This window comes from Halorutilus salinus, from assembly GCF_026242195.1.
Lineage (GTDB): Archaea > Halobacteriota > Halobacteria > Halobacteriales > Halorutilaceae > Halorutilus > Halorutilus salinus.
This window is the reverse complement of record NZ_RKLV01000003.1, coordinates 207164-221362: the sequence shown is the minus strand read 5'-3', so window position 1 is coordinate 221362 and position 14199 is coordinate 207164. Positions and strand designations below refer to the sequence as shown.

14 protein-coding genes are annotated in these 14199 nt (G+C 52.7%); 9 read left to right on the top strand and 5 right to left on the bottom strand.

Going from position 1 to position 14199, the window contains the following annotated elements; genetic code table 11:
- Window positions 1-339 precede the first annotated feature (339 nt).
- The 6 genes from EGH25_RS04565 (at window position 340) to EGH25_RS04545 (ending at window position 5369) form a co-directional block, all read left to right on the top strand.
- Entirely contained in the window at window positions 340-1020 is a 681-nt protein-coding gene (locus EGH25_RS04565; RefSeq protein ID WP_266086465.1) for an alkaline phosphatase family protein, read from the top strand.
- 307 nt (window positions 1021-1327) lie between these two features.
- Window positions 1328-1486, top strand: coding sequence for a transposase (locus tag EGH25_RS12275; RefSeq protein WP_420841086.1), 159 nt, complete (start codon window positions 1328-1330; stop codon window positions 1484-1486).
- 246 nt (window positions 1487-1732) lie between these two features.
- A complete protein-coding gene (locus tag EGH25_RS04560; RefSeq protein ID WP_266086464.1) occupies window positions 1733-2737 on the top strand; it encodes a glycosyltransferase family 2 protein in 1005 nt (334 codons plus the stop codon).
- Window positions 2738-3580 carry an MBL fold metallo-hydrolase gene (locus tag EGH25_RS04555; protein WP_266086463.1) on the top strand — a complete coding sequence of 281 codons (843 nt, stop codon included), beginning with the start codon at window positions 2738-2740 and terminating at the stop codon, window positions 3578-3580.
- A 50-nt stretch (window positions 3581-3630) separates the two neighbouring features.
- Entirely contained in the window at window positions 3631-4566 is a 936-nt protein-coding gene (locus EGH25_RS04550) for a phosphoglycerate dehydrogenase (RefSeq protein WP_266086462.1), read from the top strand.
- Window positions 4567-4619: 53 nt separating this feature from the next.
- Entirely contained in the window at window positions 4620-5369 is a 750-nt protein-coding gene (locus tag EGH25_RS04545) for a 3-deoxy-manno-octulosonate cytidylyltransferase (RefSeq protein ID WP_266086461.1), read from the top strand.
- Between the two features lie 27 nt (window positions 5370-5396).
- Here EGH25_RS04545 and EGH25_RS04540 read toward each other — a convergent pair whose 3' ends face one another.
- On the bottom strand, window positions 5397-6191 hold the full coding sequence (locus EGH25_RS04540) for an SDR family NAD(P)-dependent oxidoreductase (RefSeq protein WP_266086460.1): 795 nt from the start codon (window positions 6189-6191) through the stop codon (window positions 5397-5399).
- A 118-nt stretch (window positions 6192-6309) separates the two neighbouring features.
- On the opposite strand from EGH25_RS04540, the gene EGH25_RS04535 reads away from it, so the two are divergent.
- The 3 genes from EGH25_RS04535 to EGH25_RS04525 are packed head-to-tail and all read left to right on the top strand — an operon-like array spanning window position 6310 to window position 9517.
- Entirely contained in the window at window positions 6310-7239 is a 930-nt protein-coding gene (locus EGH25_RS04535) for a hypothetical protein (protein WP_266086459.1), read from the top strand.
- Window positions 7240-7290: 51 nt separating this feature from the next.
- A complete protein-coding gene (locus tag EGH25_RS04530) occupies window positions 7291-8235 on the top strand; it encodes a UDP-glucuronic acid decarboxylase family protein (RefSeq protein ID WP_266086458.1) in 945 nt (314 codons plus the stop codon).
- 22 nt (window positions 8236-8257) lie between these two features.
- Window positions 8258-9517, top strand: coding sequence for a glycosyltransferase family 61 protein (locus EGH25_RS04525; protein ID WP_266086457.1), 1260 nt, complete (start codon window positions 8258-8260; stop codon window positions 9515-9517).
- Window positions 9518-9521: 4 nt separating this feature from the next.
- On the opposite strand, the gene EGH25_RS04520 is transcribed toward EGH25_RS04525, so the two are convergent.
- From EGH25_RS04520 to EGH25_RS04505, 4 genes are read right to left on the bottom strand one after another with little or no spacing between them, the layout of a single operon-like run.
- Entirely contained in the window at window positions 9522-11024 is a 1503-nt protein-coding gene (locus tag EGH25_RS04520; protein WP_266086456.1) for a sulfatase-like hydrolase/transferase, read from the bottom strand.
- Between the two features lie 50 nt (window positions 11025-11074).
- Window positions 11075-12049, bottom strand: a complete 975-nt coding sequence (locus EGH25_RS04515) for a glycosyltransferase (RefSeq protein ID WP_266086455.1) — start codon at window positions 12047-12049, stop codon at window positions 11075-11077.
- Window positions 12050-12090: 41 nt separating this feature from the next.
- On the bottom strand, window positions 12091-12909 hold the full coding sequence (locus EGH25_RS04510) for an FkbM family methyltransferase (RefSeq protein ID WP_266086454.1): 819 nt from the start codon (window positions 12907-12909) through the stop codon (window positions 12091-12093).
- The gene (locus EGH25_RS04505; RefSeq protein ID WP_266086453.1) at window positions 12909-14165 is read right to left on the bottom strand and encodes a nucleotide sugar dehydrogenase; all 1257 of its coding nucleotides are present in this window, start codon (window positions 14163-14165) and stop codon (window positions 12909-12911) included. Before EGH25_RS04505 ends, EGH25_RS04510 begins: the two co-directional genes overlap by 1 nt.
- Between the last annotated feature and the right edge of the window lie 34 nt (window positions 14166-14199).

Below are 14199 nucleotides of genomic sequence, written 5' to 3'. Positions count from 1 at the left end.
AACGCTCACGCTCAAACAGCCGACGACTGGCTTAGGTCGTTCAGCTTCGCTTGGAATATGCTTATCTGAACACTACCACGTGAGGAAGGGGCAACTTCATTAGCATCGGAGACTTCAAGCTTTGCCCTAAGGCAGCTTAACTCACGGATTCCTGATGAGGAATTTTATTACGAACTCAGACACCCAGTAAAGCATATATTCGATGACGATTGGGATACGCTTATTATACTTGACGCTTGTCGCTACGATGTCTGGAACGAGGTCGCGCATGAATACGATTTTCTAAAGTCGGCAGAACACCGCTCGGTTCACTCTCCGGCGAGTTCAAGCAAAGAGTGGATGCAGGCGAACTTCAGGGACCGGTACGCTGAGGTCATGAGTGAAACTGCGTATGTCACTGCTAATCCATACACCAATTACGTTGACTGCGCTGACGAGTCGAACTTCGCGTTGTTCGACGAGGTTTGGAGGTATGGTTGGGACGACGAAATAGGAACCCTGCCGCCGGATGTGTTGACCGACAGAGCGATAGATGTAGCAAGAAATGAGTCTCCGGAAAGGCTACTCATCCATTATATGCAGCCTCATTTTCCTTCACTCAGCCAGCCTGAATTAGGATCCAACGTAATTGATCCAGAGTGGAAAAAAGACCCAGAAACTACCGTAACAAGAGAGGTGTGGGACAAACTAAAGGAAGGAGAGATAGACCGTGATACCTTATGGGAGGCATACCGCGATAATCTGCGAGATGTGCTCGAAAGCGTTGAGACGCTGTTGAACAACCACGATGCCCGAAAGGTCATAATCACCGCTGACCATGGTAACGGTTTCGGAGAAGAAGGTATATATGCTCATCCAGCTAGTAGAGCACATAAGGTTCTGAGAAAGGTTCCCTACTGTATAACGGAAGCGACAGATGAGGGGACATGCACTCCGGAGCACAAGTCCCGGGACACCAAGGATATTGAGGGTGATGTTGAGAAAAGATTAGCTGATTTAGGATATCTGAATGACAGATAAATAATCTGCTCTGTAGGATCACTAGACGTAGTGGGGGAAAGGCAATTTTAGTGGAGTGTGGAGACGTGATAATTATGACAGGCAATCTACGCAGTGTCGGAAAGCGAAGCTTTCCGTACGTACGTGAATCTTCGATTCGCGACACTTCACCAAGAAGTGTGTAATGTGTAGCTGATGTGGCTTTACTGTCTACGTCTGCACATGGAGATACGATTGGAAGAAGTTATGAGATGAACTCTACTCTAGCGGAGTCCATCTCTTGATCAAGCATAGTTTCACACACCTAAGAAAGCCCCACAACAGCCGAATGAACGATGATTACAACCAACGCTGGATGTCCGAGACAGCCTTCTTCTCAATGAAGCGTCCCTTTAGACGAAGAGTACGGGCACGGCTATGGCATCGTGAGTTCAGGAGGGTCATCCTCAAAGCCGCTATCTACAACATCAAGCAGTCCACGAAATAACCGATTCAAACTACTTGGGGCGATCCTACAGAACAGAATCTCGATATCCAAGTGCATTTGGAGAATTACCGCTCTCGAATAATTGGATATAGGGTGCATGTGTTCGTAACTGAATATAATGCTGATTTACAGATGACTACGTATGACCAAATTGGGTTGACGGTTGCGAGACTGTGATTCGACCGATCGGTAGCATTAGAGCCACCGAAAGGGATTTACACATTCGTCCCCCTCATGTGGACAAAGATGAGTTCGCCGAAGGCGTCGATAATCATCCGGTGTTACAACGAGAGGGAGCACATCGGAAAGCTGTTACACGGGGTTTTCGAGCAGACTTTTCAGGACTTCGAGGTACTTCTTGTCGATTCGGGTTCGACGGACGGCACGCTCGAAGTCGCGCGACAGTACCCGATAGACGATGTTGTGTACATATCGCCCGACAAGTTCTCCTTCGGACGTTCGCTGAACTATGGATGTGAGGAAGCCGACGGCGAGTACTGCGTCTTTGCGAGCGCGCACGTCTATCCGAGACGGAAGGACTGGCTCGAAAAGATTCTGGAGAAGTTCGAGGACGAAGATGTCGCGCTCGTCTACGGAAAGCAACGCGGCGACGAGACGACGAAGTTCTCCGAGAGACGTATCTTCCAGAGATGGTTCCCCGAAGAAGACATCGACTACCAGATAACGCCTTTCTGTAACAACGCCAACGCCGCGATACGCCGCGAACTCTGGGAGGAGTTTCCGTACGACGAGTCGCTTACCGGTCTCGAAGACCTCGACTGGGCGAAAAGGGTGAAGAATGCTGGGTACGAGATATCGTACGCTTCCGAAGCCGAAATAGTGCACGTTCACGACGAGACGCCGAGCGAGATACTCAACCGGTACAGGCGGGAGGCAATAGCGCACAAGCAGATAATACCGGAGCAGAGCTTCGGCTTCCGAGACTTTATTGGCGCGTTCCTCAGGAACATGTTCTCCGACTACACAGCGGCGGCGCGACAGGGAAGCCTGTGGGGTAACATCCGTAGTATACCTACCTTCCGTCTGATGCAGTTCTGGGGTACTTACCAAGGCTTCAGGCGACATGACCCTGTGACCGAAGAGTTACGCGAGAGGTTCTACTACCCCGACAAGAACGGCTATCCGGAAGACAGGAACAAGACTGTGAAAGCGAAAGGTGGAGACACATCCGAAACGGAGGAGATAGACTACACCGAAGCGGGCGCGGTTCCGGAGCCGGAAGTCGATTAGATGGTTCACTCTACATGGGGAGACTGGTTCGTCAGGCAAGTCGAGAGCACGACCGTAGAAGGACTCTCGCTCTGGTACCTCGGCGGCAACGGATTCGTCGTACGCTCCGAAGATACGACCGTGTACATCGACCCTTACTTCGGCGACGGGAATCCACCGTTCACACGGAGGATGATACCCGTGCCGATGAATCCGAAGGACGCGACGATGTGCGACGGGGTACTCATCACGCACGAACATCTCGACCACATGCATCCCCCCTCCTTCCTGCCTCTTCTCGACGATAATCCCGACGCGAAGGTTTACGCGCCGATGGAGGCGTTTGAGGAGCCTGAGTACGGCGACGTGTCCGGGCTTCCGGACGAAAGGAGCGTGACAGTCGAAGAAGGCGACGTGTTCGAACTGGGCGACATAAACGTACACGTCAGAGGCGCGAACGATACAGACTCACTTCATCCTGTCTCGTACGTAATCGAGCATGACTCCGGCGTCTTCTTCCACGGCGGCGACACGAAGCCCGCGGACGTTTTCGGAAAGATCGGAGACGAGTTCGATATAGACGTTGGCGCGCTTGCTTTCGGGAGCGTCGGAAACGTCCGCTATCCGGACGGCGAAATCAGACGCACGAAGTGGTATATGGATGAAAACGAAGTGATAGAAGTCGCGAACCAACTCCGTCTCGATAGACTTGTGCCAACACACCACGACCTTTGGAAAGGTCTCAACGCCGACCCGAAGGTTCTGCACGAGCACGCGGCGTCGCACGAGTACCCCAAGAGTATAGAGGTCGTCGAGGTAGGAGACATGCTAACTACGGCGGAGAATAGCTTGCCGACGAAGTAGTGCGACGCGTAACACTTAGCTTGATAAGGTCGAAGAGTCTCGTTCAGTCCATGACCAACGAACACCGCGTCTTGGTTTCGTGTCCTCTGATGCACGGTTCCGTCGAACAGTATGAAGGGGTTTTTGAGGAAAACAGTATCTCAGCGGACGTACCGGAGGTAGGCCAGCAGCTTGACGAGGACGAACTTCTCGAAATAATCGATGACTACCACGGCGTTATAGCCGGCGACGATGAGTTCACGCGTAAGGTGATAGAGAGCGCAAAAAACCTGAAGGTAATCTCCAAGTGGGGCATCGGAACGGACAGCATCGACGAGGAGGCGGCGCGTGACAACGGCGTCGAAGTGTACAACACGCCCGGCGCGTTCGACGACGAAGTCGGAGACGTTGTCGTCGGCTACACCGTCATGCTCACACGTGACCTGCACAAGATAGACCGTTTCGTGCGCGAAGGAAGATGGGAATGCCCGCGCGGCACGTCGCTCGCCGACAAGACCTTCGGCGTCGTCGGCGTCGGAAGCATAGGAGAGGCGGTCGTCCGGCGTGCCGACGCGCTCTGTGCGAAAGTCTTGGGGAACGACGTACAGCCGATATCCGACGACCTGAAACGCGATACGAGCGTCGAAGCCGTCGAAATAGACGAACTCCTGCGCAGGTCGGACATAGTGAGCCTAAACTGCCCTCTCACGCCCGCGACGGAGAAGATGATAGGCTCTGAAGAACTCGAAAAGTTAGGCGGTTATCTCATCAACACCGCACGCGGCGAACTCGTGAAGCAGGACGAACTCGTCGAGGCTCTGCGCGACGGAGTGCTTCAGGGCGCGGCACTCGACGTTTTCAAGGAGGAGCCTTTGCCTGCCGACCATCCGCTCACCGAGATGGACAACGTAATTCTCGGCTCGCACAACGCACAGAACACAGACGAGGCGGTTCAGGAGGTCAACGACCGCGCCGTCGAGAACCTCATAGAAGGTCTGAGGGAGTAAGTTCGGCTTTTAGTTTGGCAAACGATAAGTGACGCCGGATGGATTCTCGAATCATGCGTATCGACGCAGTAATTCCAGCAAGGATGGGTTCTACGAGGTATCCGGGGAAGCCTCTCGTTGACATTGAGGGCTTCAGCATGGTCGAACACGTCTACATCAGGACGCGGATGAGCGACTCCGTGGACAACACGTACGTCGCAACTCCTGACCAAGAAATCTACGACGAGGTGGAGAGTTTCGGCGGCGAAGCAATAATGACCGGCAAGCACCCGCGTGCGACCGACCGTGTCGCGGAAGCCGCGGAGGGACTCGACAGTGACATCGTGATAGTCATGCAGGGCGACGAGCCTCTTGTCTACCCCGACATGATAGACGACGCCGTGGAGCCTGTCGCTGAGGAGGAAGACGTTCGCTGCACGAACCTTGCGAAGAGTATCGAGACGGAGGAGGACTTCAGGGACGAGAACAACGTCAAGGTCGTCGTGGACAAAGACTGGAACGCCCTCTACTTCTCACGCGAACCCGTTCCAAATCTACACGACGCGACCTTTGACGAGATTGACGCCTACAAACAGGTCTGTGTCATTCCGTTTGAGCGCGAGTTCCTTTTCGAGTTCACGTCTATGGAGGAGACGACGCTCGAAAAGATAGAGTCGATAGACATGTTGAGGCTGCTCGAAAACGACCACGACGTGCGTCTCGTCGAGACCGACAGAGATATTCACGCTGTCGATACGCCCGAGGACCACGAGAGAGTAAACGAGATGATGAGGAATGACGAACTATTTCAGGAGTACAGCTAATCCGACTACAGCTATGATAATATATAGCTATTCTAACCCATGGTCGTCTAGGTAAAGGTCGTCCTGAAGAACAGCGGTGCGTCCGCCGTCAACGACGTGACACTCGCCCGTCACAAAACTCGCCATGTCACTTGCGAGGTATAGTACGGCGTCCGCAACGTCTTTGGGTGTGCCGATACGTCCGAGCGGATGTATCCGTTCGAGTTCGGATAGTTCCTCGTCGGTTAACGACTCCTCGATACGTCCTACCATCGTCCATCCAGGATTAACGCTGTTCACGCGGATACCGTCCACCCCCCACGCGACAGCCATCGAGCGCGTCATGCCATCGATTCCCGCCTTGACTGCGTTGTATGGAAACTTCTTGGGCTGTGTTGCGAACGAGTGGTTCGAACTCATGTTTACGACTGCGGCGAAGTCGCTCTCAACGAGATATGGATATGCGTGCTTCGCGGTCAGCCAGTACGCACGGAAGTCCGTCTCGACGATGCCGTTCCAAGTCTCAATGTCAACCTCCTCGGGCGACGTTTCAGTCTCGTATCCTGCGTTGTTTACGAGAATATCCAAGCCGCCGAACTCGTCAACAGCGGCTTTGACGAGACTTTCGATATCATCAGGTTCGCGCATGTCGGCGCGCACAAATACAGCTTCGCCTCCGTCGGCGCGTATCGAGTCGGCGACACGTTTTCCGTCTTCCGCCGCCCTCCCGCTCACGACGACCGACGCGTTCGCCTCGGCGAGACGCCGCGCCGTCGCTTCGCCTATACCCCGGGTACTTCCGGTTATAATAGCTGTTCTGTTATTAACGGAGAAGGGAACCATACTACAGAATGATTGAATCCGTATTTCAAAATAGTACCGATGGGGAGGATCTAAGTACCTCTGAGCACGTAAACGTAATTCAAAACATATAAATAATGGAGTTGCTTGCTAAGATATAATGTCTAAAGTAAAAAAGACGATAGAAGACATGGAGGGAGTTCATAAAGGAGAGTCCATATACATAATAGGTAACGGACCTAGTCTTAATAAAACTCCATTGAAAAAGTTGGACTTAGAGTATACTTTAGCTATGAGTAAGATTGGTCTAATTTACCCGGACACGACGTGGGAGCCGTCATTTTATTACTTTGCTTTACCGCCAGACCACAGAGTAACGCCAAATGATAAGACTATAATAACTCAAAATGCTGATATGGGCATACAGTGTTTTCTTCATTCGGCATGGTTAGATATTCTAGGCAACCAAGATAATGTATTTTATTTTGACACATGGGATCTTTTCGGTAGCCCATATGATGCCATGGATATTGAAAATGTAAATAATGCACCGCTGGAACACCTCTATGAATTTTGGTCAAATGATGTATCAAACCTTGTATACCATTATCATACAATATACGGGGCTATACAGGTGGCTGTATATATGGGCTTTAAGCAGATTTATCTCCTTGGGTGCGATATGGGTCAGGAGTACAAGAACCCACATATGATATTTGAATCAGGAACCGATCCATTTAGGTTCAATGGCAATAAATATGAATATTTGAGAGAGTCTCTCAAGAACAAGAATCCAGTACGATCTGCTGTTAATGCAATTGCTATGAAACTTATCCAATCATTAGAAGATAGCAAATTAGAAAAGGTTATTAATGAAGGTACTAATGATCACTTTACATCCGATTATTTGAGCCAAGTATCTATCGCCGACGGTCCCCAAAACGATGCTGAGATACAAAAGGGACACGCATCCACTCAACGTATTTGTAAAGACAAAGGTGTTAACATATACAACGCCACCCTTGGAGGTGAACTGGAGATATACGAAAAGGTTGGTTTAGAAGATGTACTATCAGATGCGAGTACATGAGGTATAGCTACAACCAATTGCTTGATGTATCCCCAGCATAATGCAAAAGACATGATTCGGGTGCTGGTAACCGGCGGCGCGGGCTTCCTCGGTAGCCATCTCTGTGAGAGACTCGTCTCCGACGGACACGAGGTCATCTGTCTCGACAACTTCGGGAGCGGACAGAAAAAGAACATAGAGCACCTCCTTGGAAGGGATAACTTCGAGCTGATAGACCGCGACGTACGGACGCCGAGTTCACTACCCTCGGTTGACCGCATATATCACCTAGCGTCGCGTGCTTCGCCAGAGGCATTCACGGAGTTCCCTGTCAAGATAGCTCTGGCGAACACGCAGGGAACACGTCGTCTTCTCGACCACGCACGAGCATGTGATGCCCGGATGGTGTACGCGAGCACGAGCGAAGTCTACGGCGACCCCAAAGAACATCCACAGAAGGAGACCTACAACGGAAACGTCAACATACGCGGTGTCCGTGGCTGTTACGACGAGTCGAAGCGTTTCGGCGAGACTTTAACCGTCGCGTACAACCGCCGGTACGACCTTGGTGTCAGGACGGTACGTATCTTCAACACGTACGGTCCGCGTATGCGACCCGACGACGGGCGTGTCATACCCAACTTCGTTACACAGGCACTGCGCGGCGATGATCTGACGGTCTACGGCGACGGTCAGCAGACACGTAGCTTCTGTTACGTCGATGACCTGATACGTGGTATCGTAACGCTGATGAAAGCCGACGAAACAAAGTACGATGTCTATAATATGGGCAAGCAGAACGAGCGTAGTATCAAAGAGTTAGCGGAGGAGGTCATAGAGGTGACGGGTGCCTCGTCGGAGATCGTATACGAGTCGCTTCCTGAAGACGACCCGAGTCAGCGGAAGCCTGATATCAAGCGCTCCAAGGAAGACTTGGACTGGGAGCCAAAGGTAGACCTGAGTGAAGGGCTGAGAGAGACTGTCTCTTACTTCAACTCGATAGTTAATTCCACATAGCCGGAGGGCGGTCGAAACGCGAATGAAGGATAGAATATCGAACCTCGCAAGGCGGGCACGTCGGGAGTACTCAAACAAGGGTCTAAGATCCTTCATAGCCAACGGGTTCCGTTTCGTAGCGAGGGACTTCTGGCTGGAGGAGGTAATTGAGAGACGCTCTATTTCCCGATCGGAACTGCAAAGCATCGCAGAGAAAGACGAAAATATATGGTACGCCCAGAAGGAAGGCTCAATAAACATAGATCCAGCACCTAACCATCAAATAAGGGAGGAGTTCAAACCGTATCCCAGTGAATTTGCTCCCGAAACACCGTTTGTCTGTGAGCTATCTGACTGCTACCTGCTTGGAGACTACGCGGTTGGTATGACAGAAGAGGGTAGTATAATTTCCGAGACTGCCCCTGTATACAAGAGCACGGGCTCTGTAAAGAAGCTCGGCATAGGTATGGGTGAAGTTCTACGCTCCTCGGTACCTATGAGACGAACTGAGCCCGAGTACGATTACGAAAATGTCTTTCCGCTAGTAACACCGTACGCAAGCTACTATCACTGGATGGTAGAGTATCTTCCGAAGCTACGTCTTCTGGAGCACTATATAGAGAAGACCGGAAAGGAGCCGACGGTTCTCGTCGAATCCGACCCGCGCGGATTCGTTCGGGGAACGCTAGAGACCATCGGGTACCCTTCTTCCTCGTATGAGGAGTGGAGGGGCGGCAAGGCACGTATTGATAGCCTCATCTTAACTCCACATAGGATACACAGCTTCAACTATCGTAATCCTCCTCTCTCAAACTACAACCCATCGCGCGACGATATACGCTGGTTGAGACAAAGAGTACGCTCTAGCACTAACCGGGATCGTGGAGGGGATGTAAGAAAGGAGAAATCGAAAAGCAGGAGAATATATATCTCACGTCAAGAGGTGGACTCTGACCACACATCGAGCAGGAAAGTACTCAACTACGACGAAGTCAAAGGGGTTCTGGATGAGTTCGGTTTTGAGCCCTATATCATGGAAAACCTACCCTTCCGAAGACAGGCTGAGCTTTTTGCCGACGCGGATGTCGTCATGGGTCCGCACGGAGCTGGACTCGTGAACATAATATTCTCTGACAACCCGTTGGTCGTCGAACTGTTTCCCGAAAGCAAAGTTAAGCCGCATTTTTACTTTATTTCTGACATGATGGGATTTGGGTACGAGGGAATCGTTACAGATGCCAAAGGAACTGAACTCGTAGTAGATACCGACTTACTACGTTCACGTCTGGAATCAGTCACCTGACCCTCTACATGTACCCTAGTGCCTCAAGCTGTGATACGTCTTCATCAGAGAGGTTGCTCGTATCATCCTTCCTTTGCAACTCTAACAGGTATTCTTCTACGACCTCAACAAGATTATCGGGTGCTTCTGGAGCAGGTGTTGCACCACCATTGTAAAAGGACGACCTTTCTCCCTTCGACTCGGCAACGACCTTCCAGCCGTCCTCGTACACGACCGCGGAGTTCTCGGACGACTGATGATGAACAGTCTCGTCCGGAATTTCAGGATACTTATCAACTGTCTCTTCTCCGCCTCCTGTCGCAGGGTACTGGCTTGTCGCAGGCATGTCAGGTATAGCGTCACGAACCGTATTCTCGGACGGAACCTCGCTGTTGTCATCGCCGGCAACTGAAACGAAGAGGTTGTGGAGGAACTCCAGCGACACCGGCTTATCTATCGTCTCGGCGTCAAGTTCGGGATGTGCGACGACAAGAGGAACGCGCAGAACCGCATCGCTCACCGAAGCAACGTGTCCCATCCGAGTACGTCCCATCTCATCAGTCTCACCGAGGTTCTCGCCGTGGTCGGCGGTGACTATAATGAGCGTGTCCTCAAGCATCTCCTGTTCATCCAGCGTTTCGTATAGCTTCCTCAGGTGACGGTCGGCGGTCTCAACCTCGCCAGCGTAGAGACCGCGTAACGTCTCGACGTCTTCCTCGTCGAGTTCGTCGCGCGCCTTCTTGCTCTCGAAAGCCCATGGCGCGGCGACCTCCTCGTTGAGACGGACGAGTTCGCCGTAGTCGAGCGTTCTGCCGAGGTGCTTCTCCTGTAGTTCGGCGTCGGGCTTGTAGCACCTATGGGTGTCCATGTAGTTGGTGAAAAGGAAGAGAGGTTCGTCGTCGTGACCACGGAGCATCGAACGTATGGTGCGTGTGTTGTTCTCGGGCTTGTACGAGTAGTCGCTTGTGGGAGCGAAGACGGGATGGCGTATACGTTGCAGGGACTCAAACTTGTTTGCGAGTTCGCCGCAGCCTACGGCGACAAGGTTGGCGAGGCTCTTGAGCGGATGGTCGTGCCGTGGTATCCGTCCGAGTACCTCCCGGAGAGCCTCACCGTACGTTCCTCCGGACTCCCTGAGTATCCGCTGAGCGGTTCCCGAGACGTCCATCCCATCGACGTAAGGGTCACGTCCGCCCGTGTAACGGAACTCGTCGAACCCCTCGTGGAAACCGGTGCGTTGGCTCGCAAATCCGTTCGCCGAGACGCCGTACGTCGTGTAGCCGCGGTCGGACAGTTCGGTGACGAGAGGTGTATCGACCGAGTCGCCGAAACGGTTTGAGCCGTGTTCGTGTGGGTACTCACCGGTAAAGATGGATGCGTGCGACGGAAGTGACCAAGGCGAAGGAGCGACGGCGTTCTCAAAGGACAGGTTCGAGGACGCGAGTTCGTTCAGGAAGGACGCGTGTTCAACCGCGTAGTCGTACCTGCACGCGTCCCAGACTACAAGTAGGATGTTCGGCTGTCTCACAGAAGAGAGATGAAGCCCGCTACCGTAATAACAGTTCCGCAACCACGCGGTCAGGAGTGATCGCCCTCGGTAAGCTTCTGCATACTCTCGTAGTACTCATTGGCAACGTCCTCCCACCTGTTCTCTCTCGCATAGTCACGCAGGTTTTCGGCGTACTTCTGGGCGTACTCGGGGTCAGAAGATAATCTCTGAAGTTCCTCGGAAATCTTCTCCGGTTCCGGCTCCACGTATATTAGTTCATCCTCCGAGAAGACGCTCTTCAGCTTCCCAGGGTATCCTAGGGTTGGCAGACCCGCGGCTCCGTACTCGGTGATCTTCAGCGGCACCTCGTTGTCGACGAGACAGAAAGCCGCCGACGAGTGGTGCAGGAAGCCCGGCATCAGTTCATGATCGTACTCGCCGAGGAAGTGCGCGTTCTCAACTCCCGAAACGAGCTGAGACATGTCAACGTCCAGCTCTGTTCCGACAAACACGAACTCCCAGTCAGGGGTTTGTTTAGCGGCTTCAACTATCTCTCCGAAATAGCCGTTTTCGATTAGACTACCTATATAGATAGCTATCTCTTTCTCGGTGTCCACGCCAGAGTCGGTAAGTATGTCGTAAGCCTCTTCCAAAACCTCGTCATCTGGGTCAGCGAAAGCATCATAGTTAACCGAATTTCTGACCAAGCTGCCTTCTATACCACGCTTAAGGGCGTCTTCGTATGACTTCGGATGTGCAAAAAAGACAGCGTCAGCTCTTTTTAGAACCCACCATTCTACGAAACACATCAGACGATATACGGGAACAGAAAGGTAGTCTTGGCTTTCAAGAAGGTCACTTACGCTCCCTATGAAAGGCTTACGTAGAACTCTTGAGAGAGTATAACCAATAGGAACGCCTAACCGGACGGTCCCCGCAATAACATCGTAGTCACCGGTAAGAGCTTCCTTAATCACAGGAAAGACGTCAACTCCGGTCGTGTCCATTAGTGTTACTTCAATCCCCATATCCCGCAGGTGTTCGGCGATACGTTCGCGTCTCACGCTAACGTTCTCACCTGTAGACGGACGGAGCCAAAGTACCTTCATTTCACGGCACGCAAGAACGTCTCCTCGCCTCTTGACTCTATCTCTTCGACCGAGAATCCCGAGCCTGTCAGGAGCTTCACCACCTCGTCGTGGGATTCACCCCGTTCCTCCAGCCTTTCCGGGTGTGTCTCGCAGTAGACCAGCCTACAGCTGTCGAGCAGATCCCCCATCCCGCGAAGAACGGAAATCTCAGCCCCCTCAACATCTATCTTAACTACGTCCGGGTTAGGAACCTCAGGAGAGAGGCTGTCGGCACGGATAGTACGGATCCCGACGGTCTTTTCCTCAGAGCCGGTTGCGAGTGCGTGTGTCCCTTCACCCGCTACGTCCGCCCCGGTTACAGCCAGTTCGGCATCACCGTTTGTATGTGATAGTGCCTCCTCACGAACCTCAATGTTGCCTATGTCGTTAAGTACCAAGTTTTCACGAAGTCTGTCCACATTCTCCGGGTGGGGTTCAAAAGCCACAGTACTCTCCGACACCTGGGAGACAAAGCAGGTGTATAGCCCAACGTTCGCTCCCACGTCGTAGAAAACATCTTCCTCTGTGATATCCGAAAGTATCGACTTGACGACACCCTGCTCGTTCATCAGACCGCGGAAACGCTGTACTTCCATACCCGTTGAGACGCGGAAGGTGGCCTCCACCCCTGCTACATCATGAGTAACGGTTTCGTCATTCGAGGCGGTCGAAAGTAGAGCCGAGTATGCGGTTTTCAGTCTCGGCTCAAGTCCCATGGCGACCACGGCGCGCTTGATAGGTCCGCGGTACACGGTCTCACGTACCTTCTCTAAGAGATCGACTAAACCGCTCATCATAACCGTCTCACATTGTTTCCTCTGTATCCTTCCGTTGCGTTCCTCGTGTCAAAGACGAACGGTGCGTTCTCAACTACCTCACCGTACTCCACCTCAGAATGATCGGTGAGTATCACGGTACAGTCGTGCGAGGCTATGAGATCAGAGGTGAGCTCGCGCGACTCATAGGTTTTGTCTCCAACGCCGAAGGTAGGTACGTATGGGTCATGATACGTGAGTGACGCTCCCTTTTCGCGTAGCTTCTCAATCACGTCGTATGCAGGCGATTCGCGCGTATCGGAAACATCAGGCTTGTAAGCCACACCGAGAACAAGAACCTCTGCGTCAGGCACAGCGACATGCGCCTCGTTCAGAATATCTGTCACGCGCTCAACGACGTGTGCCGGCATACTACGGTTGACACGGTCGGCGAGGGTGACAAAACGCGTCTCGGCACCTTTCTCGTTCGCCTTCCAAGAGAGATAAAGGGGGTCGATGGGTATGCAGTGCCCACCCAGACCCGGACCGGGGTAGAAAGGCATAAATCCGAAGGGCTTCGTAGCCGCAGCGTCTACGACATTCCATATATCAGCGTCGAACTCGTTAGCGACCGTCGCGAGTTCGTTTATCATGCCGATGTTGACCGCCCGAAAGGTGTTTTCGAGGAGTTTGACAAGCTCTGCCTCCGTTGAGGAATCGACGCGGACGACCTCGTCAAAGACTGTGGCATACACTGACTCCGCGGCGTCACCGCACGCGTCGGTAACGCCGCCGAGAACCTTGGGTATATCTATTGGATCGTACTCCTTATTGCCGGGGTCTATTCGTTCGGGGGAGGAGGCTACGTGAACGTCTTCGCCCACGGTGAAGCCGTTATCCTCCAGTATAGGCACGATAACCTCCTCTGTGCATCCGGGGTAGACGGTGCTTTCGAGCACGACAGTCGTATCTTCCGAGAGAACCTCGACGAGTTCCTCCGTCGCGTCAACGACGTACGAGACGTCAGGCGTCCCCGTCTTGCGTAGAGGCGTCGGTACACAGACGGAGACCAGTGACGCCTCGGCGAGTGCCGAGTAATCCGTCGTCGCACGGAACCCGCTGGCTTCGGTGACTTCGTCGTCCGTGACATCGTTGACATACGATTCGCCATTGCGCAAGTCCTCTATCTTCGAAGCGTCGACATCGACGCCCACCACGTCGTGCCCTGTACCCTCCATTGCGAGGGCGAGAGGCAGACCGACGTACCCAAGACCAACGACACCCATTTCTGTCATCGGCGGGAATTCGGCACCGTTTCAGTTATATCTA